The 26,081-nt window shown below is 43.1% G+C and carries 22 protein-coding genes; 14 read left to right on the plus strand and 8 right to left on the minus strand.

Annotated features, from left to right (window positions below; all coding sequences use genetic code 11):
- Positions 1-895 precede the first annotated feature (895 nt).
- The 5 genes from KJB35_RS21975 to KJB35_RS21995 all read left to right on the plus strand — a co-directional run bounded on the left by KJB35_RS21975 (position 896) and on the right by KJB35_RS21995 (position 7,245).
- Entirely contained in the window at positions 896-1,750 is an 855-nt protein-coding gene (locus KJB35_RS21975) for an MIP/aquaporin family protein (RefSeq protein ID WP_005380195.1), read from the plus strand.
- A gap of 59 nt (positions 1,751-1,809) precedes the next feature.
- Positions 1,810-3,327 (plus strand): glycerol kinase GlpK, encoded by a 1,518-nt coding sequence (gene glpK, locus KJB35_RS21980; protein WP_213907993.1) that lies wholly within the window; start codon positions 1,810-1,812, stop codon positions 3,325-3,327.
- 159 nt (positions 3,328-3,486) lie between these two features.
- Complete coding sequence (locus KJB35_RS21985) at positions 3,487-4,278, plus strand: DeoR/GlpR family transcriptional regulator (RefSeq protein WP_005380192.1); 792 nt, start codon at positions 3,487-3,489, stop codon at positions 4,276-4,278.
- A gap of 177 nt (positions 4,279-4,455) precedes the next feature.
- Positions 4,456-6,015: a glycerol-3-phosphate dehydrogenase gene (gene glpD, locus KJB35_RS21990; RefSeq protein ID WP_005391703.1), complete on the plus strand. Its 1,560-nt coding sequence runs from the start codon at positions 4,456-4,458 to the stop codon at positions 6,013-6,015.
- A 276-nt stretch (positions 6,016-6,291) separates the two neighbouring features.
- Entirely contained in the window at positions 6,292-7,245 is a 954-nt protein-coding gene (locus KJB35_RS21995; RefSeq protein ID WP_005391702.1) for a CorA family divalent cation transporter, read from the plus strand.
- 73 nt (positions 7,246-7,318) lie between these two features.
- Here KJB35_RS21995 and KJB35_RS22000 read toward each other — a convergent pair whose 3' ends face one another.
- Positions 7,319-8,503, minus strand: coding sequence for an NnrS family protein (locus tag KJB35_RS22000; protein WP_213907994.1), 1,185 nt, complete (start codon positions 8,501-8,503; stop codon positions 7,319-7,321).
- 182 nt (positions 8,504-8,685) lie between these two features.
- Here KJB35_RS22000 and KJB35_RS22005 point away from each other — a divergent pair, with 182 nt between their 5' ends.
- Complete coding sequence (locus KJB35_RS22005; protein WP_025768214.1) at positions 8,686-9,237, plus strand: gamma-glutamylcyclotransferase family protein; 552 nt, start codon at positions 8,686-8,688, stop codon at positions 9,235-9,237.
- 38 nt (positions 9,238-9,275) lie between these two features.
- Here the strand turns inward: KJB35_RS22005 and KJB35_RS22010 are convergent, their stop codons facing one another.
- A complete protein-coding gene (locus KJB35_RS22010; protein ID WP_017820436.1) occupies positions 9,276-9,863 on the minus strand; it encodes an outer membrane beta-barrel protein in 588 nt (195 codons plus the stop codon).
- Between the two features lie 420 nt (positions 9,864-10,283).
- Between KJB35_RS22010 and ebgR the strand changes: the two genes are divergently transcribed.
- Entirely contained in the window at positions 10,284-11,270 is a 987-nt protein-coding gene (ebgR, locus tag KJB35_RS22015) for a transcriptional regulator EbgR (RefSeq protein WP_025768213.1), read from the plus strand.
- A 170-nt stretch (positions 11,271-11,440) separates the two neighbouring features.
- On the opposite strand, the gene KJB35_RS22020 is transcribed toward ebgR, so the two are convergent.
- Positions 11,441-12,382, minus strand: a complete 942-nt coding sequence (locus KJB35_RS22020; protein ID WP_213907995.1) for a LysR family transcriptional regulator — start codon at positions 12,380-12,382, stop codon at positions 11,441-11,443.
- Positions 12,383-12,470: 88 nt separating this feature from the next.
- Between KJB35_RS22020 and chrA the strand changes: the two genes are divergently transcribed.
- Positions 12,471-13,610 (plus strand): chromate efflux transporter, encoded by a 1,140-nt coding sequence (chrA, locus tag KJB35_RS22025; protein ID WP_017820434.1) that lies wholly within the window; start codon positions 12,471-12,473, stop codon positions 13,608-13,610.
- Between the two features lie 123 nt (positions 13,611-13,733).
- Here chrA and KJB35_RS22030 read toward each other — a convergent pair whose 3' ends face one another.
- Positions 13,734-14,378, minus strand: coding sequence for a helix-turn-helix transcriptional regulator (locus tag KJB35_RS22030; protein WP_005380169.1), 645 nt, complete (start codon positions 14,376-14,378; stop codon positions 13,734-13,736).
- A 568-nt stretch (positions 14,379-14,946) separates the two neighbouring features.
- Between KJB35_RS22030 and KJB35_RS22035 the strand changes: the two genes are divergently transcribed.
- The 4 genes from KJB35_RS22035 to KJB35_RS22050 are packed head-to-tail and all read left to right on the plus strand — an operon-like array spanning position 14,947 to position 17,524.
- Complete coding sequence (locus KJB35_RS22035; protein WP_005391691.1) at positions 14,947-15,876, plus strand: hypothetical protein; 930 nt, start codon at positions 14,947-14,949, stop codon at positions 15,874-15,876.
- 20 nt (positions 15,877-15,896) lie between these two features.
- Positions 15,897-16,220 (plus strand): hypothetical protein, encoded by a 324-nt coding sequence (locus KJB35_RS22040; protein WP_005380167.1) that lies wholly within the window; start codon positions 15,897-15,899, stop codon positions 16,218-16,220.
- Positions 16,221-16,225: 5 nt separating this feature from the next.
- Positions 16,226-16,903, plus strand: coding sequence for a C39 family peptidase (locus tag KJB35_RS22045; RefSeq protein ID WP_033905563.1), 678 nt, complete (start codon positions 16,226-16,228; stop codon positions 16,901-16,903).
- Between the two features lie 54 nt (positions 16,904-16,957).
- Positions 16,958-17,524, plus strand: a complete 567-nt coding sequence (locus KJB35_RS22050; RefSeq protein ID WP_005380163.1) for a hypothetical protein — start codon at positions 16,958-16,960, stop codon at positions 17,522-17,524.
- Between the two features lie 224 nt (positions 17,525-17,748).
- On the opposite strand, the gene KJB35_RS22055 is transcribed toward KJB35_RS22050, so the two are convergent.
- On the minus strand, positions 17,749-18,744 hold the full coding sequence (locus KJB35_RS22055; protein WP_005380160.1) for a transporter: 996 nt from the start codon (positions 18,742-18,744) through the stop codon (positions 17,749-17,751).
- Positions 18,745-19,221: 477 nt separating this feature from the next.
- On the opposite strand from KJB35_RS22055, the gene KJB35_RS22060 reads away from it, so the two are divergent.
- Complete coding sequence (locus tag KJB35_RS22060; RefSeq protein WP_005391687.1) at positions 19,222-20,913, plus strand: AMP-binding protein; 1,692 nt, start codon at positions 19,222-19,224, stop codon at positions 20,911-20,913.
- Between the two features lie 68 nt (positions 20,914-20,981).
- On the opposite strand, the gene KJB35_RS22065 is transcribed toward KJB35_RS22060, so the two are convergent.
- Positions 20,982-21,191 carry a DUF1127 domain-containing protein gene (locus tag KJB35_RS22065; protein ID WP_005380156.1) on the minus strand — a complete coding sequence of 70 codons (210 nt, stop codon included), beginning with the start codon at positions 21,189-21,191 and terminating at the stop codon, positions 20,982-20,984.
- Positions 21,192-21,288: 97 nt separating this feature from the next.
- Here KJB35_RS22065 and KJB35_RS22070 point away from each other — a divergent pair, with 97 nt between their 5' ends.
- Entirely contained in the window at positions 21,289-22,236 is a 948-nt protein-coding gene (locus tag KJB35_RS22070; RefSeq protein ID WP_017820432.1) for a LysR substrate-binding domain-containing protein, read from the plus strand.
- Positions 22,237-22,354: 118 nt separating this feature from the next.
- On the opposite strand, the gene fusA is transcribed toward KJB35_RS22070, so the two are convergent.
- Both fusA and radA read right to left on the minus strand, forming a co-directional pair.
- Positions 22,355-24,445, minus strand: a complete 2,091-nt coding sequence (fusA, locus tag KJB35_RS22075; protein ID WP_005386444.1) for an elongation factor G — start codon at positions 24,443-24,445, stop codon at positions 22,355-22,357.
- Positions 24,446-24,660: 215 nt separating this feature from the next.
- Positions 24,661-26,040, minus strand: a complete 1,380-nt coding sequence (gene radA, locus KJB35_RS22080; protein WP_005386443.1) for a DNA repair protein RadA — start codon at positions 26,038-26,040, stop codon at positions 24,661-24,663.
- Between the last annotated feature and the right edge of the window lie 41 nt (positions 26,041-26,081).

The raw sequence follows: 26,081 nt of genomic DNA on the forward strand, positions 1-26,081 counted from the left end.
GGAACCTCATTATTTTGTATGCGATGGTAAAAACACAAAAGGAGCGAACGAAACAAAATAAATCTTCGTTCGAAAGTTCATGAATTGTATGGAGTTAGGATTTTATTTCTGTGACAAATGTTGCACATGGATTAAATATAAGTAAATACAGTAAATTATATGAGCATTAATTAGATCATCGTTCAACTTTACTCAAGATTCGTTAATATTAAACTGATGTTCAAACCTCTCACTTGAGCATTCCAATTCGAAACCTTTGAAACAAAGGCTCGAATTAGAACATAAACTAACCGTAAAAAGGGCGATTTACGCCTGCCCTACTCGCTCCGAACCAACTAATAACTAAAAAGCTGAAAAACGATCACGTTTAGCATCAAACGAAATAAAAAAAACAATTTTTATTTGAATACAAGCCGAAGCAATGATTCACAAACACAAGACATTAACAGCGTTTATTCTCTTATCAACTCATCCTATTGGTACCAATGGGATGACGATTTTTTCTAAAAGTCCAAACATGACAGCGTATTTTTTATATCACTGCTATCCCTTGATACATTTGACATTCCGCTACTCCTTTAGGGTTAATTGCTACACAAGTTCTGTGCAATAAGTCTCCAAGCACGTAGCAGCTTCACAAAACTCCTCTTACCAGTTGTGCATTCTTTTTCACATCGGTAATTTGAGCGCTCTCATCACTGGCCTCGTGACAAATAAATTATTTTCGTTGTGTTCTTTTCCGGTTAAAAGATGCGCCATTTAACAAAAACGAAGACTTTGATTAACAAATTTATGCTCAAACGCTCATTTTTAACGCTCGTTTGTTTTCGCAAACGTTTATATATGCACAATAGTATCGTGCTAGACAGGCAAAAATGATCAAAGGACTTTTAACATGACAACGAACAAACACCCCTCTCTGCTCGGAGAATGTTTGGCCGAGTTTATCGGTACAGGACTACTTATTTTCTTCGGCGTAGGCTGTGTTGCAGCCTTAGTTCTAACAGGCGCATCATTTGGACAATGGGAAATCAGTATTGTATGGGGCTTCGGTGTCGCCATCGCTATTTACTGTACGGCTGGCGTCTCTGGTGCACACATCAACCCTGCCGTTACCATCGCACTTGCTATGTTCCATGGTTTTGATAAGGCGAAAGTGGTGCCATACATTATCGCTCAAATGCTTGGGGCATTCTGTTCTGCTGCATTGGTATACAGCTTATACAGCAACCTTTTCACCGACTACGAAATCGCTCATAACTTCGTTCGCAGCAGCCAAGATGCACTAGCAACTGCTGGTATCTTCTCAACCTATCCGCATGCCTCCCTCTCTTTCTTTGGTGCTTTTGCTGTGGAATTCGTTATCACTGCTGTGCTGATGTTTGCGATTCTGGCTCTGGGCGATGAAAATAACGGCGCGGCACGTGGCGCAATGAACCCTCTATTAATCGGTATTTTGATTGCCGTCATCGGTGGTTCACTTGGTCCACTAACAGGCTTTGCGATGAACCCTGCTCGTGACTTTGGACCAAAGCTGTTCGCTTACTTCGCAGGTTGGGATTACGCTCTGACAGGTGCTAAAGACATTCCTTACTTTATCGTGCCTTTACTTGCTCCGATTGCAGGTGCGTGTTTTGGTGGTTGGTTGTATCCAAAAGCGATTGCCGCTTACCTTCCACAACAAGGCCACGGTTGTACGATTCCAAACCAATGTGAGACGGAAGAAGAAACAGAAGAAGCTAGAGCTTAAAACTGACGTAACTCGAACATTTACTAAAATATAAATAACGAAACAAAAGGATTCTTACCATGACTGAGCAAAAATACATTGTTGCCCTAGACCAAGGTACAACAAGCTCTCGCGCAGTGATTCTTGATCATGATGCGAACATCGTAAGCGTCGCGCAACGCGAATTTACTCAGATTTATCCAGAAGCTGGTTGGGTTGAACATGATCCAATGGAGATCTGGGCAACACAAAGCTCTACCTTAGTAGAAGCTCTAGCTAAGTCTGGCATCCGTAGCGACCAATTAGAGGCTATCGGTATTACTAACCAGCGTGAAACGACCATCGTCTGGAATAAAGAAACAGGTAAACCCGTTTACAATGCGATCGTATGGCAATGTCGCCGTACTGCTGATATCTGTGAAGATTTAAAAGCACGCGGTCTCGAAAACTATGTACGTGACAACACTGGTTTGGTGCTTGACCCTTACTTCTCCGGTACCAAAGTTAAATGGATTCTGGACAATGTTGAAGGCGCACGAGAAGACGCAGAAGCAGGCAAGCTTTTGTTTGGTACTGTCGATACTTGGTTAGTTTGGAAGATGACTCAAGGTCGCGTTCACGTAACCGACTACACTAACGCATCGCGTACCATGCTGTTTAACATCAACGATCTATGTTGGGATCAAAAAATGTTAGATGAGCTTGGCATCCCAGCATCTATGATGCCAGAAGTGAAGCGCTCATCGGAAATTTACGGTAAAACCAACATCGGTGGTAAAGGCGGTACTCGTATTCCTATTTCTGGAATCGCAGGTGACCAACAAGCGGCGCTTTACGGCCAAATGTGTGTTGAAGCGGGTCAAGCGAAAAACACTTACGGTACGGGTTGTTTCTTGCTAATGAATACTGGCCAAGAAAAAGTCACTTCGACACATGGCCTTCTAACTACTTTGGCTTGTGGTCCTGCAGGCGAACCAGCTTATGCACTTGAAGGCGCCGTATTCATGGGTGGAGCTTCTATCCAATGGCTACGCGATGAATTGAAAATCCTAAACGGTGCAGAAGACTCTGAATACTTCGCGACAAAAGTGGATACATCAAACGGCGTTTATGTCGTGCCTGCATTTACTGGTTTAGGCGCTCCATACTGGGATGCCTACGCACGTGGCACGATTGTCGGCCTTACTCGCGGTGTGAATTCAAACCATATCATCCGTGCAACATTGGAAGGCATCGCTTATCAAACTCGTGACGTACTGGATGCGATGCAAGCTGACTCAGGCATTAAGCTTGCGAACCTTCGCGTCGATGGTGGTGCAGTAGCGAACAACTTCCTAATGCAATTCCAATCCGATGTATTGAACACAGAAGTACACCGCCCTCAAGTAACTGAGGTTACCGCTCTTGGTGCAGCCTACCTTGCCGGCCTTGCAGTTGGTTACTGGGATAGCATTGATGAGTTGCAGAATAAAGCGGTACTTGATCGCACCTTTGAGCCACACGATGATGAAGAAAAACGCAATCGTCGTTACAAGGGCTGGAAACGTGCAGTGAAATGTGCACAAACCTGGTCTGAACTTCACGACGAAGAAGATTAATCTCATCTCCATAAGAAAAAAAGAGCGCCATTTGTGCGCTCTTTTTGCGCTTTATCCCCGATTCCTGAACTCGCTTACTTCTCACAACGAGCAAATTCGAGCACAATAGAGCTTCGAATTTGAAGCATTGGCCGTTACCAATGCACAAGGGAGTGGTAAGTGAAGCAAATACCTCGACACCAGCAGATTGTTGAGCTGGTGAAAAAACAAGGCTATGTCAGCACGGATGAGTTAGTAGAAAGATTCAATGTCAGCCCACAAACCATCCGACGCGATCTCAATGAACTCGCCGATGACAACAAAATTCGTCGTTATCACGGTGGAGCCACTATTCCTCTCAGTTCTGAAAACACATCTTACAACACGCGTAAAGCGCTCAACTTCAATGAAAAAGATGTCATTGCAGACGAGGTAGTCAAACACATTCCAGATGGTGCCACACTATTCATCGATATCGGCACCACACCAGAAGCAGTTGCGCGAGCGCTCAATAAAAACCATAAACAGTTGCGTGTTGTCACCAACAACATCAATGTTGCGACCATTCTTTTCCCTAACCCTGAAATCAAAGTTATCTTAGCGGGTGGAGAAGTCCGCAGCAGAGACGGCGGTATTGTTGGCGAGGCTACCCTCGATTTCGTTAAACAGTTCCGTCTCGACTTTGGTATTCTCGGCATTAGCGGTATCGACTTCGATGGCTCGCTATTAGACTTTGATTACCACGAAGTCCGGGTCAAACAAGCGATCATTGACAATAGCCGTAGTGTATTTCTTGCCGTAGACCACACCAAGTTCGGGCGCAATGCTATGGTGAAACTAGGCAATATTGCACAGCTCAACATGATCTTTACCAATAAGCAGCCACCAGAAGAAATCTTGTCAATTTTGAAGGAAGCTTCTATCCCACTTGAAGTGGTTGAAGCTAACGAATCAAACTCCGAAAACGAGTAACGTCAATCGTATAACTCCCCCTCAAATGACCTCTGTCTTAATTAGACAGAGGTTTTTTTTGTGTCTAAATCACACAAAACGCTCACAAACGAAAATAATAGATGATCACAAACGAAACCTGAGCTAGGATTACATTATGTTCTAAAATGCTCGTTCGCTCACCAAGAGGTCAAATTTATGAGTATACAAAATAATGCTTCCACTACTAGCTCATCCACTACCTTAGACTTGATCGTAATCGGTGGCGGCATTAACGGAGCTGGTATTGCAGCAGACGCAGCTGGCCGAGGTTTGAGTGTTGGCTTATATGAAGCACATGACTTCGCATCTGCGACTTCTTCAGCAAGTTCTAAACTGATACACGGCGGTTTACGCTACCTTGAACACTACGAGTTTCGTTTAGTTTCGGAAGCGCTCGCAGAGCGTGAGGTTATTCTTCGTAAAGCACCACACGTCGCATTACCAATGCGTTTCCGTTTACCGCATCGCCCATTCCTACGCCCAGCTTGGATGATTCGTTGTGGCCTTTTCCTTTACGATAACTTGGGTAAACGTACGACGCTGCAAGGCAGTAAAACCGTCAACCTTGCGAAATCTGGCTTGCTAAAACCAGAGATGAAAACGGGTTTCGAATACTCTGACTGTTGGGTTGATGATGCACGTTTAGTATTACTGAACGTTCTTGCGGCTCGCGAAAACCATGCTGAAGTGCGTAACTACTGCCGCGTGGAAAAAGCACACCGTGAAGGTGGTATCTGGCATGTTACTATTCACGATGTGATGACAGACCAACGTTTCGAACGTAAAGCGAAAGCGTTAGTCAATGCTGCGGGGCCTTGGGTAAAACAGTTCTTTGATGATGGATTAGAGCAAGCCTCTCCTCGTAACATTCGCTTAATCAAAGGCTCGCACATCGTTGTTCCTCGTATCCACAACGAACCGCAAGCCTACATTCTTCAAAACAAAGACAATCGCATCGTATTTATGATTCCTTACTTAGATAAGTTCTCAATCATTGGTACAACAGATGTGGAATACAAAGGTGACCCACGTGAAGTGTCGATCTCAGATGACGAAGTCGATTACCTCATTGATATCGTAAACCAACACTTTGTCCACCAGTTGACTCGCGAAGATGTAGTTTGGACATACAGCGGTGTTCGTCCTTTATGTGACGATGAATCTGACTCTCCGCAAGCAATCACACGAGACTACACGCTAGAGCTCGATGCGGAATACGACCATGCACCTCTGCTTTCTGTTTTTGGTGGTAAGTTAACGACCTACCGTAAGTTAGGTGAAGCAGCAATGAAGAAACTTGCTCCGTTCCTACCTGAAATGGGTAAAGACTGGACGGCCAACCAAACCCTTCCTGGTGGTAACTTCAGCTGTAGTCGTGAACAATTAGCGAAACAAATTCATGCTAAATACACTTGGGCGCCAGAAGCATTGATTCTTCGTTATGTCACTCAGTTTGGTACCCAAACGTGGAACTTAATGGAAGGTACAACAAGTGAAGCTGACTTAGGACAAACGTTCTCGACACAAGCCGGTGGTGTTTACCAACGTGAGATCGATTACTTAATGAACCATGAAATGGCAATGACCGATGAAGACATTTTATGGCGCCGTACTAAGCTTGGTCTTTACATGAACGAGGAAGAAAAACAGGCCTTAACGGACTATTTAAAGAAAAAGCTACAACAGAAAGTGGTTAATCTTTCTCAAGTTGGCTAACAGCTCCCCTCCCTCCCCCCACAATAAAGCCTGCTTAGTTGCAGGCTTTTTGTTTTGTTGTTTAAGCACAACACCTTGGTGCGCTCCACTCGATTGCAAATAAGAACAACTATTCATAGACATTTGGCGTTAAATACAATCATACTCATTTGAAAAATAATGCATCAATGACTTCAGAGTACCGTACTTAGAGTATTGCCTCTGTATGGCAATGCAATTCTCGCGAAAGAAGTATCTTGAGGTTATTTTGGTATCGGCTCAAACAAGGAAAAGAAAATGGGTTTTATGATTGAACATTGGGACTTCTCAACCCCAGAAGCAACTCAACAATCCACCACGGCAGAGCAAATTCAAGCTAAGCATTGGTACCATTGCGAACGGCTGCATCCTGATATTCGTGGTTGGCTGGAGCAGAACCAAGTGCCTCGTGCAACGGTTGATCATCTATTAGCCGACGAAAGCCGACCATCTTTCCATCCTTTAGATGACGAGAACTTCATGTTGATTTTACGAGGCGTCAATATGAACGGCAATGCATCACCAGAAGATATGCTTAGTATTCGAATTCTCTACTTTCAAGGCGCACTCATTTCAACTCGTAAAATTCCATCACGCGCGATCATGGAGATTCGCCAAGCATTAGCGGAACACAAAGGCCCAAAAAGTCTTGCTAGTTTACTTCATCAGATCATTGAAGGATTAAACAGTAAAATAGACATTTACCTTGATACAATTGAAGAAACACTAAACCAGTTCGACGTGAATGATGAATCGACGTACAAACATATGGCGACTCAAAAAGCACTGATTTCTATCAAGCGTTTTATTCGCCCTCAGCAGTACGCTATCCGTGATCTTGTGGAGTCAGAATCAGAATTGATTGCTTTGAGACCTCATCAATATCGCTTCGCACACAATAATATTACGCGCATAAATGAAACACTTGAGTTTTATCTTGGAGAAGTGGCGCTTTTCCAAGAAGAGATCAAACATCATCGTGATGAGAAAACCAATAAAAACAGTTACCTGTTTACTTTGGTAGCAACGATTTTTCTACCAACCAGCTTCTTAACAGGTTTACTCGGTATCAATGTTGGTGGAATGCCAGGTGTGGAATCCACCATGGCATTCACCTGGTTCTGTATCGCCTTAATTGTCATTTTTGGTCTAGAGTGGTGGCTATTTAAACGCTTGGGGCTCACGAATAAAGCGGACGACGAAGACGAGTAAACACTAAACCTATAAAGAACAAAAACCAAAAGAGGAGCACGCGGCTCCTCTTTTCTCTACTCACATTAGAATCTTATCCGGGGTGACCATCCACACGAGGGGTCACAAGCATCACACCAAAGCGCCACACAAATAGCCCAAACGCAACAATCCATAATCCGCCGCTGATATCAATCCACAGCATCATGTTCGCTGGGTCAAAGATCACGGCGAAACTGCGAACCAAAGCTGCCGCGGTAATCGCTGCAAACGCAAGGCTCATGTTTGGTCCTTTGTAGATCATGCGACCAGTATGTCCCATCGTCACCCGTGCAATCATCGCTAAAATCAAACCGCCTAACGCACCTATCGCAAACAGGTGAATGAGGTTATGGCTGGCAAATGCATCTCCCCAGACGCCTCGCAAAATTAAGCTTAGTGGTAAACACAAATACGCAGCATGCAGCGACCACACTAAAGGCTCGCTCAGGGTTAACCAAGGTTTCCAGCGAACAAAACGCACCAACTGAGCAACACCTGCAAACAACATCAAAGGACTACCTAGTTCTGCAAACGTCACAGGGAAAAAGCTCAGCACAAATAGCATTACCAACGGCAAATTCGCGAGCCACTCTAACCAAGCCAATGGTTGCGCTTTTTCGAAATTAAATCGACGCGCAGTAAAAAATGGAATCACACGTCCGCCCATCACTGACAACAGCAAGGTAAACCACCACAGCATTGCTTGCCACACCGCTGAAGAGCTAAAGGGCGGCATACCTTTTATCGTTGCGTAGCTTGCAAAGTTCGCAAAGATGGCCAAAAGAAACAGTGGAACGAAAAACAAATTACGCCAACCTTTGGCTCGATACACACGAATGCCCACCTCATAGGCGACAAACAGTAAAAATACCGCTTCGATACTGCTGGTTAACCATAACGGTGCTGGTGTCCAAAGCAATATGCGGGGCACTAACCACAAGCCAAATAAAGCCAGAAGCATGTAATGCTTGGTACCATTAATGCCAGTCCAGTTTTGTACCGCGGTCAGTACAAAGCCAACTACAATGGCCATCGAAAAACCGAACAACATTTCATGTACGTGCCACCACAATGCAGGCACGGCTAATGCGTTTGGCTGTCCGCCTTGGAACATCCACACCCACAACGCAATCGCAACAATGGCGTAAATCGACCCAAACAGAAAAAACGGCCGAAAGCCTAATCGCAGCCATGCGGGGATTTTTTCTTCTACTTTTTTATCGGTGATATTCAGCATTATCTTGCCCTCAAGCGTCTCTCGATGCTGGTTAACTCAACTACATATTGATGCTACCATAAACATGTATAAAAAATACATGTTTATAATTAAGATTATACTTAAGAGGTAAAGTTGTGCTTCAGATGCGGGTTAGGTATAAACATGAGAGGCACAACTATCAGTTAAGGGATGCAACGACAATGTACATATTTGGCTATGGCAGTTTGATTAATTCTGCGTCGCGTAAGTTAACCGGACAAACGGGAGAAGCCATTCCCGTCATAGCACATGGGTTGGTTCGCTACTGGGGGAAGATTGACGACAGCTACAGCCTCTCTCCATTAGTGGTGAACCAAGGCGATGGACAGGTTAATGGCGTTTTACTCGAAGTAAATGAAGAAGCGCTCGCAGAATTCGACCGCCGTGAGCGAGGTTATCATCGTATTCAACTTCAGCCAGATCAAATCGAAACAGATGCGAGTTTTAACCAAGAACATGACATTTGGGTTTACGTAAAAGACGAGCCACTACCACCATGCGAAAAGAGCCCAATCATGCAAAGTTATGTTGATACCGTACTGGCAGGTTGCTTGGAAGTTTCCCACGCGTTTGCAGAGCATTTTGTGCGTCACACCATTGGCTGGCAACACGCGAAAGAAAATGACCGCCACCAACCCAAATATGGCAACCTTGCAGGCGTACAAGATCACCATTATGAGTTGATTGATAATCTAATAAAAAAAGGAGCCTAACGGCTCCTTTTTAGTATCTATGTTTTGCTTACGCGAGCTTAAAACTTGTAATCAACACCAACGTACAGGCTGTCAAAATCAAAATCTTCGCTGCCACCGTTTTCGGCATCAATACTTACCGAAGAAGCACGGTAGCCACCAGATACAACCAAACCTGAAGCGAACTCATAACCAGCCTCAACACCGTAGTTAAAGCCTACATCACGACCATCATCGGTAACAGTGCTAGATGATTTCACTTCATAAGAAACACTCATTACACCAAGGCCAGCAATCGCACCAACATAGAAGCCTGTACCTGCAAATTGGTATTTAGGCTTCGCATTGAAATTGAACGCAGAAGCATCAACACTAAATTTAACCGGCCACCCCATGTAAGAAAATGTTTCTTCAAAGTCGCCAAAGTATATGTACTCACCTTCAAAAGCTAGTTTGAAGTTTTCTGAATATTGAAGCTCTTTACCTACAGCAAGGCTAAGACCTGTCGCAGAAAGATCTTTTGACAAGCTTTTAACTTTAAGATCTGAATTTACCAAATCAGCACCAACATACCAGTTACCTTTTGCTTGAACTGATGCTGAAGCAACCACTGCACCTAAAGCCAATAATGGCAATACTTTTTTCATTATAATTTCCTAATTTTTCATACTGTTAGACAGCTTTTAAAAGCGCGGAGATTATAAATAGAGTTGAATACTTTCCTATTGATTTGTTTATAAAATGAGACACAAAACATAAACATGAACAATAAAACGTTTGCTTGATTAAACTCTAAACAGCTCGAGTCCTATTAAGTACTAGAGTTACCACAAGTAGCAAGTTTCCAAACCAGTCGCGTTTTTCAGTATTTTTACAGCAATATAATCCTTACGTTTACGGCTTTATTTATTACTCAATAGAGTCTATTTCATGAAAACAATTTGGCTTGATATGATGATTTAAAGTGTTTAGGACTGTCTTACTAAAGGTTTGTGCATATCTAAGTAGCTGTTTAAAATAGTCAGATTATTGAGCTCACACTTGGGCAGTGCCAACGGGAAATTTACATGGCAAAGCTAAAAGATATCGCCATTGAAGCAGGCGTCTCACTTGCAACCGTATCGCGGGTTTTGAACAACGACCCAACGTTGAGCGTTAAAGAAGAAACCAAATACCGCATTTTGGAAATTGCAGAAAAACTGGAGTACCGCACCAGTAGCTCGAAGAAAGGCATCAAAGAAGCTAAGCAAAAACATCACTTTTTAGCCTTATATAACTACAAACAAGAAACAGAGGTGAATGACCCTTACTACTTATCAATTCGTCATGGGATTGAAACGCAATGCGACAAATTAGGTATTACGCTAACCAATTGCTATAACAGTGAAATTGATGTTGAAACGAAAAAGATAACAGGTGTCCTTTTAGTCGGAAATGTCGACCAAAAGGTAGTAGATAAATTACCTAAACGTCTAGCCGATAGCATTTGCTACATAAACTTTTCAGATCCAACCTGCCCTTATGATTGCGTTGATGTCGACCTTATTCGAATCAGTAGGCAAGTAGTTGATTTCTTTGTACAACGAGGCCACCGCCGCATCGGTTATATTGGCGGTCAAGACAAGCACGACGCAGCTGACACTCGTGAAAATGTGTTTTTGGACTATGGCTATCTAAAAGGCGTGGTCGCAGAACATGATATACACTATTGTGCCTGCTCTAGTTTGTCCGGTTATAACTTAGCGAAAGAGATGCTAGCCAAAGGTGACTTCCCGAAAGCAGTATTCATTGATTCAGACTCCATCGCGATTGGCATAGTACGTGCAATCCATGAATTTGGCTTAAAGATACCAGAGGATATTACGCTGATTAGTATGAATGATATTCCTACTGCTCGCTTTACCTTTCCGCCGTTGTCTACAATTCGTATTCACTCTGAGTTGATGGGAACTCAGGGAGTGAACTTACTAGTGGAAAAATACCGAGATGGACGCTTACTCCCTCTTCATGTATACGTTCAAACAGAGCTTAAACTACGTGGTACAACTCAATGATACCTTTTCCATTAATCTCTTTTATGAATTAAATCTGGAACATCCCCCCCTAACCCAAGATATTCATTTTGCACAATCAGTACTGTTTCGGCGTAACGCCGATAACTCAGCGGGTAGTAAGAAGTTCAACAACAAATCACTCTAAGCACCATGAGTGCCCCTAATGTTTATCATTTAGAGGTGATGGTCGAAGAAACCAACTCGCGTAGCCAAATGCCTTTGTCTTCATTGTTTCGGCTGGAATGCCACAGCATGGCAATATCAAAATCCGCAACGGCGATCGGCGGCTTAACAGTAATGAGATCGTCCGAAAAGCCCTCCGCCAACGCCATTTTTTCTGGCACGATGGCAATGAGATCGCGCTTTTTCAATAGATGCCGAATAGTGAGAAAGTTGCGCGACGCCACGGTGACTTTGCGGCTCAAGCCATGTTCTGCGAGCTTTTGGTCTACTTGTGTCTTTAAGCTCCCATCGGGACTTACCATAGCTTGCTCGATGTTCGCGAACGCTTCCAGAGACAGCTGTGTTTCCCCTTTCAACACCTGTTTATCACACATGCACACGTGTTTTTCGGTGTACAAGTACAAGCTCTCAAAGTTGTCATCCAACACCGGCATGCTGCCAATAATGACATCGAGCTTTTCGTGCTCAGTTAATGCCACGTAGTTGCTACGATTGACGTTAATAAAACTGATCTGCGCCTCTGGGGCGCGCTGGCGTATTTCGTCATAAAGCCGAGGAGCAAAGATAAACTCGGCATAATCCGTTAACCCGATGCGACATACACCCGCGTAATTTTCAGGTTGGAAGGCAGACTTAGTGAGCAAGTCTTTGGCGATAGAATCCAACAAGTGATGCACAGTTGGCGCGATGTGGTGAGCGTGCTCGGTGGGCTCCATATTGTGCCCTTTTCGCTCAAAAAGCGGGTCGTCAAACAACAACCTTAAACGAGACAAACTATGACTCATCGCCGACTGGCTAACGTAACTTTTCTCTGCCGCGACGCTAACGCTTCGATAGCGATACAAGTAGGAAAACGTCACCAATAAGTTCAAGTCAATGTTGCGCCACTGAATGTCCTCTTTCACTCCAACATCCTCATCCCATTTCATTCATAGATGAAATTAAAATCATCAATTTGAGTCATTTTAGAGCATTCGATAAATTAGCAACAATGCTTTTTAGATAAACAGGCTCGACATGTTCACCATATTCAAAACTTTTTTCTGGCTGGGTTGGTTCAGCTTCGGCGGCCCGGCGGCTCATATTGGTTATTTTCGCCAAACCTTTGTTGAGAAACTGAAATGGCTTGATGACAGCGAGTACGCGCAAATTGTCGCACTCAGTCAGTTTTTGCCGGGACCGGGCTCAAGCCAAGTTGGCTTTGCTTTAGGTTATAAACGCGGCGGTTTAGGTGGCGCATGCGCAGCATTTGTCGGATTCACTCTTCCTTCGGTGATCATCATGTTGGCGCTGGCGATGGTGAGCAGCCAAATCACCGACACCGCAGTGTTCCAAAACATCGTTCACGGCCTAAAACTGCTCGCAGTCGTCGTCGTGGCGGATGCGACTTGGGGCATGTACAAAAACTTCTGCCAAAGTAAACTGACCGCGGGTTTGTGCGTCGCGACTGCGATTGCGTTGCTGGTGGCACCAAGCATCATGACGCAAATGTTCGTGTTGATCGCAGCAGGTTTTGTCGGTACGCGATATCTGAAGAAAGACTCCGCGTCATCAGCCGAGCCGTTTAAACCGTCTATCGCGCCATTGGCTCTATTTGCGGTGCTTTTACTCGGCTTACCATTAGTGGCTCATACGTTACCTTTGCTTGGGCTGTTTAGTGATTTTTTCCAAGCTGGTAGTTTAGTGTTTGGTGGCGGTCATGTGGTGCTGCCGCTTCTGCAAAACATTGTTGGCGACCAGCTCAGCCAAGATGCATTTTTAACAGGCTACGCCGCTGCACAAGCTGTACCGGGGCCAATGTTCACCTTTGCGACTTTTATCGGTTATGAGCTTTCGGATACGCCAATTTTAGGCGCTCTGATCGCAACGCTTGGCGTATTCCTCCCAGGGTTTCTTTTACTGCTTGGCGTTCTTAAAAACTGGCAAGCACTGGCAGGCAAACCGCTGGTCTCCGGCGCCATCAACGGTGTAAATGCCTCGGTAGTAGGGTTGCTACTCGCGGCACTTTACCAGCCAGTATTTAGCAGCGCAGTTGTTGCTCCCATCGACATGGCGTTAGTGATTGCGGGTTTCTATCTACACAAAAAGCTCAACCTTTCGGTACTATGGATGATCGTGTTTTTTGTGGCAGCAGGCCTTGTCACGGGCATGATGTAGCCTGCTGATACGCCAACTATTGAATCTAGATAAACCACGGGCACTCAAATACGAGTGCCCTTGCTTAGATTAGATAGTGAAAACGGAACAGACCCCGATAAAAAGAGCATCACAAATTATGACTTAACTTCTCTCGGTTAAGCCATTGTTCATTCTTACCAACTTAACTGCATCATGACGAGAATGGACATCGAGTTTTTTGTACAACTTGTATATATGGCTTTTCACTGTACTTTCAGATAAAAAAAGTCTTGAAGCAATTTGTTGATTTGAAATGCCGTACACAAGTAGCTCTAGAATCTGTTTTTCTCTGCATGTTAACTCATCATGCTGCTGTTCTTCGGACAAATTTGCATGCCGATAATTGAGGACTAACTTCTCTAGGTACATTCTTGGTAGCCACAACCCACCTTTCAGTACGTATTCCGCGCCATCACATATATGTGTCACTGATGCACTTCGGAGCAAAATTCCTTTTAACAACTTCCAATGCAGTAAGTCCGTTTGTACTTTTTCACAAGGGACGTTGTGAAGCATAAAGGACCACCCAAATAGATCAAAATCTGGTAACTTTCCTTGTACTTCAAGCTGACGCATAAAATCGTAATCAATAAACATCAAATCGATACTGAGTGAGTGACTTCTGAACACCACTTCATCTGGTTGCATTATCTTTACATCGACATCATGAATGGAAGACAGCTGTTTTTTTATTAAGTTACTTTGTAAATTACTCTCAGCTAGCAGTATCAAGTGCTTCTTTTCCATAGTCCCACCACATTAACTTACCTGTTTCACCAACCCCCGTTAGAAAATTAATTGGGGATAGCAAAGAGAATTTATCTTCATTTTAAGTAGAAAATATAGCACTTCAGAATGATATCGCATTGCTTTTCAGCACCGAAAAAGACTTAAAAAGTATGAACATGTTATATTTTTATCCATACTTTTCAACCTGTGTTAGCATAAGGATATGATTTATAATATTAAATAATAAAGATAATAATTGGATAAAATACCATTTATAAAAAATGGATGACTGCTCCGCTCAGTGCAATAGAACGAATTACTTCTTTATATTGGCTTCATTTCATACTTGATGAGTACTTAAAGTAAATACAAAAAATAACATTATGATTATGTTATTTTTTTCTTTAACACCTTAAAGAGACGCACCTAAATACTCCCTTCCAGCCTGAATCATTCTCAATAATGAGAACAGCTTTCACTGATCCTTTCTTATAATTTCATCGCTTCCCACAACATTTGAAGGAAGCAGCAAGAAGTTAAGTGCAGTCATTTTTAATCAGGAATAACAGGAAATGGAGTAATCGTTATGACTCTAAACAAAACAGGGCTTGCTTTAGCAATGTCAGCAATTTTATTTAGTGGCTCTCTAATCGCGAATGAGATCGATGATGGAGACGACAACATGCAATGGACTGACAGCGCTAATACCGATATCGGTTTATCTGGCAGCTTCAATGATAACAGTGACAATAGCGCATCTCTCGGTGTTGGTGATAGCTTCAACGACAACAGCGATAATAGTGCGTCACTAGGTATTGGTCATAGCTTCAACGACAACAGCGACACTGACAACAGTGCAACTCTTGGTGTTGATGACAGCTTTAATAACAACAGCGACAACTCAAACTCGAGCACTAACACAGCTCAAAGCCACAACGACAATAGTACGTCTAACGCTAACGACAACAGTACCAGTGCTGATCTTGATGTGAGCCTAAATAGTGATAGTAGTGATTCAAGTACTAACACAAATAGAAGCCACAACGACAACAGCGACTCTAGTACTACTGTAAGACGTAGCAACAACGACAACAGTGACTCTAGTATCAACAGTAGCTTTAACGATAACAGCGATAATCGTAATCAAAGCGACAACCGTAACCAGAGTGATAACCGTAGCTACGCTGATTCAAGCACAACAAACTCGAACAGCTTTAACGACAATAGTAACTATCAAAGTGACTCGAGCTCAACAAATGTTGATAGCTTCAATCAAGTCCATATGGATACAGATATGGTTGTTGCGAGCTCAAGCCTAATGGGTGGTGTTACAGGTGCATCAGTTATTTATGCAACTAACGCGGATGATACTCGAGTTCGAGTTGAAAACATGAACACCCTTGGTGGTCTTGGTGGTGCGGCTGGTATTACTACCGTTGGTCAGAATGCTGGTTCAAATTCACTTGTACAACAATCTGTTACAACTAATGCAAGTGTGTTTACTGGGGGTGAGTAACCGACTAGTAGGAGAAAGCGATGCGTTTGGCAATCTGTACTTTGAGTATGATAGTTGCCTGCACTGCACTCGCTGATGACATTGCATTATCTGGCGGAGAAGTTAGCTTGGATATCATGAATGAATCAAGAGGTGGACAAAATGTTGAACTCGACTTGGTTTATGCAGAATCAGATATCAATGGTATTTCGTCAGATAATGTCGCGTCAAACACCGTGAGTGGTAACAATATACTATCAAGTGGAGCGTTCGCAGACAGTTCGGGTATATCCAACGTAATTCAGAACAGCGGAAACAACGTTTTAATCCAGAACTCTACCGTCGTTAACCTGACACTCAAGTAAACAATATGAAAGTATTAAATAACGTAATTTGGCTGATGCTCGTTTATTCAGCATCAGCCATTTCATTAGAACTGCTACCTTACCGAGCACATTACTCTGTTCCTGTTAAAAGCTACAAAGAAATAGTGTTCGGTGATGTTTTTCGCCAACAGTATGACTTCAGCTGTGGCTCTGCCGCCCTGGCTTCTCTTCTCACTTTTCATTATGCAACAGAGTCATCTGAACAAGATATCTTCAAAAGCATGTTTGAAAAAGGTGATAAAGAAAAAATCAAAGAGAAAGGTTTTTCTTTGTTGGATATGAAGTTTTACTTGGATTCCATAGGGTTACGTTCTGACGGCTTTCAAGTAGGATTGGAGAAAATTAAAGAAGTCGGCGTCCCTGGGATTACTCTCGTTAATTTCGATGGGTATATGCATTTTGTTGTCATCAGAGGTATAAACAATCACTCAGTTATTCTAGGAGACCCTTCTAGAGGAACCATGATAATGAAACTGGATGAGTTTGAAAAATATTACCAAGGAATTGTGTTACTGGTCCGTAACGAAGCGGAAATGGGAAGGTCTAGCTTTATAACCAATGATAATTTCACCGTATATCAAAGATCACCATTAAAAACAGGAGTGTCTAGAGATTCCTTAGGGGTATTTAGCATTACTCTCCCAGTTTCCGGTGAAAATTAATGTAACATTGTTTTAAATAACTTTAAGAACTAAACAACCTGAAAGGCCTGCATTATGAACTACAATAAATTTTTGTTAGTGCTTTGTATGCTAATACCTCATTTTAATGTGAATGCTAAAGATGTTGGCCTGCAAGAACTTACTCCTCTTTCAAATTTATCTTTAGAAGAATATCGAGGTGGCTTCCAGATTACGGACGAGTATATTATTAATATTGGATTAAGCATTACTACGACTATAAATGGCGATGATATTTTGAACACAAACATTGCCAACTTAGTAATTGAAAATGGTAATTTAAAAAACATTAGCGCAAATAGTGAAAATCAAAGTGGAGATATTTTCAACCAGGGTATTGTTAACATCATACAATTTGGTGAAGGAAATATTATTGGAGATGATTCTATAGATTCACCCAAAATGCCTTCGTCTCAAAATCCTAATATAATAAGTTCAGACTTTATAAATTCAAGTATTATCAATATTATTCAAAACACGAAAGATAACAGTATTATTGGACTTAGCACGCTCGTAGACATTGATGCTCAAGTAAATGGGGTAATACGGGAAATCAAAGCAAACCAACAATTAGAAGACGCCTTATTGAACCACCTTCAATGAGCATTTCCATTTTTATCTGAAAAATTGTCACGTTAAGCTTCTTTGATATTAGAAACGACTGATATCTATGATTACATACCAAAAGAAAGGTAGATATATCAATAGGCCACCATCATTTTAAGAATATATACCTACTTTATCCAATATAATCCAATCAATTTATAATGCGAACACTAGGCGCTAACGATAAATTAGGCCCAAGACTCAAGGGCCTAATATCCATTTTACAAATTAAAAGGTACTCGTACTGTTAATTGAAAGTCGGGAGTATCTTCTGTAAGACCAGCTTGAGCACTAACATTGATAGATGAGCGTTCACTAAAGGCATAGTTTATACCAAAAGTTAATGCATCTAATTGAAGCAACTTAGCATCATCTGCCGATCTGCCATTTACTTTGCTTTTTAAAATAGTTTTATGGCTAAGTCCTAAAGAGAATGAAAGATCAGGATTCACCGCAAACCCCATTCCTCCTGAAAGAGAAATAGTGTCTCCAAGTTCAACATCAGCTTTTGTGTCGCCAACTGTAACAGTATCCTCTAAGTTATAAATATAACTTAGACTAGCGAACAAGACCGCAGGATCAACAGGGTGAATAAGAGATAAATTAGGCTCAAAACTCCAAAAACCCGAACCTGTAGGGACATCACTAAATGAGTTGCTTCCATCTTCAATAGAAACATCATAAGGCGATCGTCCTGTATCCGACTTTACTCTAAGGCCACCTACCCAGTATGGCGCAGACTCAAAGTTAAACTGGTGCCTCAATGCGAACTCTACATCACCAAGCCCTCCGCCATCCACCGTTGTGTTTACTACTTCACTGTTTGAACCATCTTGAATGGGGCGCGTAGAAACTTGGTCATTACGATACACATACGGCACTCTAACTTCTAACTCTGTGGCGTTTGTTAAACCGTACCGAGCAGTTAATCCAACGGTTACTGTAGTCCTATCCGAATCACTCACTTCAATTCGCCCAACAATCAGAGTTGGTAAGACTGTATACCCAACAACAGATACTTTGTTTGAAGAGTTTTGTGTATAGCTTAAAGACGAATCAAATGACCATTTACCTTTAGGTGTGAGAACGCCTGGGCGCTCAATAACATCACCAACCGTTTGGGCACGCTGAGGAATATCATCTCCTTCAGCACCATATGCATTCCCCGCAATGAATAAACTACAAAGATAGGTACCCAGTAAAGTCTTCCGTAACATCACATCTTTCCTTTTGCTGATGATCGTACCCAAGTAATCTCAGGCAATAGCTTGAGGTGAAGCTCCTAACTTTCCAAAGTAAGATTAGTATAACTACTTCAAAACCACGACATACCTTTAAGTTTGGCGCTTTGAAGAAATTAGGAGACATTTATACTTATCTTCAACACTAAGCCACTAGTTAATAAATAATTAGGATAGATTCTATGTTTTCGCAATATTATTAATAAAATAAATTGCTTACCTGTGCTCTTAGTATGAAGTCGATATGACATAACAGCTGAAAAGCCTGTTCTCTTTTGCGTAGCATCAATCACATTGCTTTTTTAGATCGAGTCGCTCCGACTTCAACCATAACTAACGCTATCTTCCCCACATATTTCATCAAAATGCATTCCCGTGTCGCGATTTAACATGCTAAAGTTAACAATGCGTTAACAATTATAAATACAATGAGAAGACATGGAGTCACTTAAAATGAATCAGCCGAATCTAAATAGCGCTGCTGGTTGCGCTCTCCCACCACCAAATGAAATGATCCTCAAATGGGCTCAAGAGCGTCCAAATGAGGTCTACCTAAAACAAATTATTAACCGACAATTTGTTGAGTACACATTCTCTGATGTTGCAGATCAAGCCTTAAAACTTGTCAGCGCACTACGCTCGCTTGGTGTAAAGCCTGGCGACAAAGTCGCGTTAGTATCTAAAAACTGTGCAGAATGGTTTATTTGCGATCTTGCTATGATGCTTGGTGACTATGTCAGTGTGCCAATCTTTCCTACCGCCGGTGCAGACACCATCGAATACTGTGTGACTCATAGTGAAAGTAAAGCGATCATTGGCGGAAAACTCGATGATCCCAAAGCAACTCAGCAAGTCATTGATGCTATGCCTGAACTCATTAGCATCGCTCTACCTTATGACACGGCACCTAAGTGTAAGCACGAATACCAAGCGCTCATTGCAGATGCAATGCCAAGTGAAGAGCGTCCGCAGCATTACGATGACAAGCTAATGTCGTTGGTGTATACCTCAGGCACATCAGGGTTACCGAAAGGCGCGATGCTAACTTACGGCGCATTCAGTTGGTCTGTTCAGCAACTGATCAATCATATTGGTATCCAAGAAAACGACCGATTGTTCTCTTATTTACCGCTCGCTCATATTACAGAGCGTGTTTATATCTTCGGTTCATCGATTATGGGTGGCGTGCCAACAGCATTTCCAGAGTCACTGGACACTTTTATCGAAGATGTGAAGATGCACCGACCAACTCTGTTTATCTCCGTCCCACGATTATGGACGCTATTCCAGCAACGTATTCAAGACAAACTTCCACAGAAGAAGCTCAATATTCTGTTGAAAATCCCATTCGTCAATTCTTTGATCAAGAAAAAGCTAGCAGATGGTCTCGGTTTAGATCAGGCTCGAGTATTAGGCTGTGGCTCTGCACCTGTCTCGCCAGCGCTGTTGGAATGGTACCACTCAGTGGGCCTTGATATCACAGAGGCTTGGGGGATGACGGAATCATTTGCCTACAGCACGCTCAACTACCCATTTAGAGCTGACAAAATTGGTAGTGTCGGTAATGCAGGGCCAGGCATTGAGTTAAAAATCGCAGCCGATGATGAAATCATGGTGCGTGGCAAAGGGCTATTTTCTGGCTACTACAAAAATGATATTGCCACCCAAGAGTCTTTTGATTCAGAGGGCTGGCTACACACAGGCGATATCGGCGCTATCGACTCAGATGGTTATCTAACGATTCAAGGCCGTAAAAAAGATAACTTCAAAACCGCCAAAGGTAAATTTGTCTCTCCGGTTCCTATCGAGAAAAAGCTTTTCGAGTACAGTCGCGTAGAGATGATGTGTCTCATCGGTTTAGGGCTACCCGCTCCGATTCTTTTGGTTGTGCCACATGACTTCCCTAACTTTGATCGAGAGCGATACGCACGTACCACACGTAAAGTTATTGCCAGGATGAATCAAGAACTCGCCTCTCATGAGCAAATCAAAGGTGTGTTAATGATTAAAGAACCTTGGAGTATAGAAAATGGCGTACTGACGCCAACGCTTAAAATTAAACGTCATGTGCTCGAACAAAAGTATCATGAGATAGGCCACAATTGGCCAAAAGATGAATTGGTCGTGTGGGAAGAAGACTTGTAATTTTGCTTGCACTCCTCAACACCATTGGGGAGTGCAGCTTAACTTTGAGCTTGAATCAAACTCATAGACTACTCTCTCCAGAATGGCTTACTCACTTCACAACTAATCTCCCTTTCACCTAATCCAATATCGTCCCAAAGGTGCTTTGGTAACTCTCTCAAGTGACGACGTGTCTTATAGTTCCTTCTCCAAGCCGCCAGTTTAGAATAAATTAACTGTAACCCGCTCTGATGGGCAGTAGGTATAGTACGCTCACAAGTGTGTGTCATGTTTTCCATTTCAAAGATCCCTATACAATGTTGACCACTTAATAATCAGCGACTACGCTGATATCCTCAAACGATAGAATCTGCCATAGAGTTAAGGAAAACTAATGTGAAAGATCGAATGCCTCCCTTACAGGGCTTGTATTACTTTTTCGTTGCAGCAAAGGAAGGAAGCTTTAAAACGGCAGCAAAAGAACTGTTTGTTACGCCAGCGGCCATTAGTCAGCAAATTCGTCATTTAGAAGAGTTCTTAGGCACGGACCTATTTGTTCGTCAGCACAGAAAAATCGTGCTCACACCAGAGGGAGAGCTACTGTTTAGTCAGGCAGAAAGAGGGTTTGCTCATTTGCAGCAAGGGGTTAGATTAGTCAATCAAGATCCAAACCCGAACCACCTTTCGATATCAACACTCCCCTCTTTCGCTCATCATTGGTTAGTCCCGAAAATTACGGCTTTTCGCCAGCGTCACCCTGATATCGCCTTGCTATTAGAACCAACCAATGATTTGGTGTCTTTTCAAGATAGTCAGATAGATTTATGTGTTCGTTACGGTTTAGGAAAATATCCCAATTTAGAATCACAATGGCTGATGGACGAAGCTTTTTATCCTGCTTGTCATCCGGTGTACCAGAAAGAGCACGGGATCTATAACATCGAGGATTTAAGCAAAGCTGAGCTGATTGAAGATGTTTGGCCTGATCTTGATTGGAATATGTGGTTAGCAACCTTGGGTCACTGCGCAGCAAAGCCTACCTTAAAATACAGTGGATCACATCTCGTGCTTGAGGCTGCACTATCACTTCAAGGCGTGGCATTAGTAAAACACAGTTTAGCTCATCAATATTTTCGTTCTGGCAAATTGGTCCGAATTGGAGATATCGCTATCAAGCCCAACTTTGCGTATTACTTGTGTGCGCCAAAAGGCTACTTAAAAAGACCTAAAGCTCAATTGTTTGCGCAATGGTTGAAGGAAGAAATAGAAATATTTGAAAAGTCAGTGGTACCAGACTTTAAGACCATTGACCTAAAAGGCAACAGCACTAGAACGGCATCATAACAATCATCAAAACAAACGCTAAATAGGAATAAAACAAACACGCTCTGCGTATAAGACTGCTAAATACAAAAAGCCCCGCACTAAGCGGGGCTTTCAAGTTATAGAGTTAACTTAAGAATTACTTCTTAGCATTACGCTCTTTAACGTCAGCAATTACTTGCTCTGCAACGTTTGTTGGACATGGTGCGTAGTGTGAGAACTCCATAGAGAACTGACCACGACCAGAAGTCATAGTACGTAGAGTACCGATGTAACCAAACATTTCTGATAGAGGTACATCACCCTTGATACGTACGCCAGTAGAAGCTGCTTGTTGGTCTTTGATCATACCACGACGACGGTTAAGGTCACCGATTACGTCACCAACGTGATCTTCTGGAGTGAACACGTCAACTTTCATGATTGGCTCAAGAAGTTGCGCGCCAGCTTTAGGCATAGACTGACGGAATGCACCTTTCGCTGCGATTTCGTAAGCGATAGCTGAAGAGTCAACTGCGTGGAAACCACCGTCGAATAGTTCAACTTCAACGTCTAGAGTAGGGAAGCCAGCTAGAACACCGTGCTCCATCATTGACGCAAAGCCTTTCTCAACTGCAGGCCAGAATTCTTTAGGTACGTTACCACCAACAACTGTTGATTTGAACGTGAAGCCAGAGTTTGGCTCACCTGGTTTGATGCGGTAGTCGATCTTACCGAACTGACCAGAACCACCAGACTGTTTCTTGTGCGTGTAGCTATCTTCGATTGCTTGAGTGATAGTTTCACGGTAAGCAACCTGTGGAGCACCAACTTCTAGCTCAACGCCGTAAGTACGCTTAAGGATATCTACCTTGATGTCTAGGTGAAGTTCACCCATACCTTTCAGGATAGTTTCGCCTGAATCTTCATCAGTCTCAACTTGGAATGATGGATCTTCTGCAACCATTTTACCGATCGCGATACCCATCTTCTCAGAACCGCCTTTATCTTTAGGCTTAACTGCGATAGAGATTACTGGATCTGGGAAGATCATTGGCTCAAGAGTACATTCGTGCTTAGGATCACATAGAGTGTGACCAGTTTGAACGTTCTTCATACCAACTACAGCGATGATGTCACCAGCTTGTGCTGAATCGATTTCGTTACGCTCGTCCGCGTGCATCTCAACCATACGGCCGATACGCTCTGTTTTACCAGTTGCAGAGTTAAGGATTGTGTCACCTTTCTTCATCTTACCAGAGTAGATGCGGATAAAGGTTAGAGCACCGAAGCGGTCATCCATGATCTTAAATGCAAGAGCACGTAGTGGCTCGTCTGCAGATACAGTCGCAACTTCACCAGTTGGCTCACCAGTCTCTGAATCAGTTAGAGGCTGTGGATCAACTTCTGTTGGAGATGGTAGGTAATCAATTACCGCGTCAAGAATAAGTTGGATACCTTTGTTCTTGTACGCTGAACCACAGTAAGTTGGGAAGAATGCTAGATCACGAGTACCTTTACGGATACAACGTTTGATGTCTTCTAGAGATGGCTCTTCGCCTTCTTCTAGGTAAGCCATCATTAGATCTTCGTCTTGCTCTAGAGCAGTTTCGATTAGCATTTCACGGTATTCAGCAGCTTTCTCTACCATGTCTGCTGGAATATCTTGAACTTCGTAGTTCTCTGGTTGGCCAGACTCATCCCATACGTAAGCTTGTTGGCTTAGTACGTCTACAACACCTACGAAATCTTCTTCGATACCGATAGGTAGAGTCATAACTAGAGGTGTAGCACCTAGTACGTTCTGTACTTGATCTACAACTTTGTAGAAATCTGCGCCCATACGGTCTAGTTTGTTAACGAAGATCAGACGTGATACGTGTGATTCGTCAGCGTAACGCCAGTTAGTTTCTGACTGAGGCTCAACACCACCAGAACCACAGAATACACCGATACCACCGTCAAGTACTTTTAGAGAACGGTAAACTTCGATAGTGAAGTCAACGTGTCCAGGAGTATCGATGATGTTTAGACGGTGATCGTTCCAGAAACAAGTTGTTGCTGCAGACTGGATTGTGATACCACGCTCAGCTTCCTGCTCCATGAAGTCAGTAGTAGTTGAACCGTCGTGAGTGTCACCGATCTTATGGATCTTACCAGTTAGCTTTAGGATACGCTCTGTAGAGGTAGTTTTACCCGCGTCTACGTGAGCAAAAATACCAATGTTTCTGTATTTTGATAAATCAGTCATTGTCTTACTCTGTTAATAAGGTATAAAGTGCGCGCAGAGTATATCACATTCTGTCAATACTGATACCCTTGCGTGCGGATGGAAGAAAAAAAATTTTAACGTGAAATTTCCGTCCCCAAAGCATAGTCAAACACAGCAATTTATGTACTTTATTCGCATTTTATTGAGGACGGATAGAACAGTTTGTGATTGCACAAATACCATTCTTATGAGCATTACAGCTCGTCAAAAGCCTCTATCGCTTCCGACAATTTCTTAACGCCGTGAATTTGCATGCCAGGGATGCCACCTTTCGGCATGTTGGCTGCTGGCACGATGGCTTTCTTGAAACCATGTTTGAACGCTTCATTCAAACGCTCTTGCCCACTTGGCACTGGACGGATTTCGCCCGCAAGCCCTACCTCACCAAAAATCACCACATCTTTAGGGAGTGGACGGTCACGAAAACTCGATAAAAGCGCCATAACTAAAGCAAGATCAGCGCTTGTCTCCGTCACCTTAACACCGCCAACCACATTAACAAAGACATCTTGGTCTGCCATTTGTAAGCCACCATGCTTATGCAACACAGCGAGCAAAAGTGATAGGCGGTTCTGCTCCAAGCCGACCGCAACACGACGAGGGTTGGCTAACTGCGAGTAATCCACCAGCGCTTGAATCTCTACTAGTAGAGGGCGCGTGCCTTCCCAAACCACCATGACTGAAGAGCCTGATGTTTCTTCTTCACCACGAGAAAGGAAGATCGCTGATGGGTTACTCACTTCCTTCAATCCTTGGCCTGTCATTGCAAATACACCAAGCTCATTCACAGCACCAAAACGGTTTTTATGACTACGCAAAGTGCGGAATCGGCTATCCGTTCCACCATCGAGTAGTACCGAACAGTCGATAATGTGTTCAAGAACTTTGGGGCCCGCAAGGGTACCATCTTTTGTTACGTGACCAACAATAAATACCGCAACATTATTCTGTTTTGCGTATCGTGTCAGAGCCGTCGCAGATTCACGTACCTGAGCAACACTGCCAGGCGACGATTGAACATCAGAAACGTGCATCACCTGAATCGAGTCTATTACCATTATACGAGGCTGCTCTTTTTCGGCGATTTGGCAAATTTTGTCGACGTTCGTTTCCGATAGCATTTTTAAATGATCTTTCGGCAAGCCCAATCGGGAAGCACGCATTGCCACCTGCTGTAACGACTCTTCACCGGTTACGTAAAGCGTTGGCATTTGCGCAGATAAACTACACATGGTTTGCAACAGAAGGGTTGATTTACCTGCACCAGGGTTACCACCAATCAAAATTGCGGCACCTGGCACAACACCACCACCCAACACGCGGTCAAGCTCTTTAAACCCACTGGTGAAGCGAGGTACTTCTTGCAGATCAATTTCGGATAGCGTTTGAACCGTAGCTTCTGTTGCGGAACCAGCGTAGCCGCTTAAGCGTTCATTGCGAGCAACGGTTGGCGATGCAGCGATACGTACTTCTGTTATCGTATTCCATGCACCACATGCGTTACACTGCCCCTGCCAACGGGGAAAGTCCGCGCCACAATCATTACAAACATACGCTCGTTTTGCTTTCGCCATGATGCCTCAATTTTTTCTACAAATGTGACTAAGCACAGCCA

This window comes from Vibrio sp. D431a (genome assembly GCF_030248655.1).
Classification (GTDB): domain Bacteria; phylum Pseudomonadota; class Gammaproteobacteria; order Enterobacterales; family Vibrionaceae; genus Vibrio; species Vibrio alginolyticus.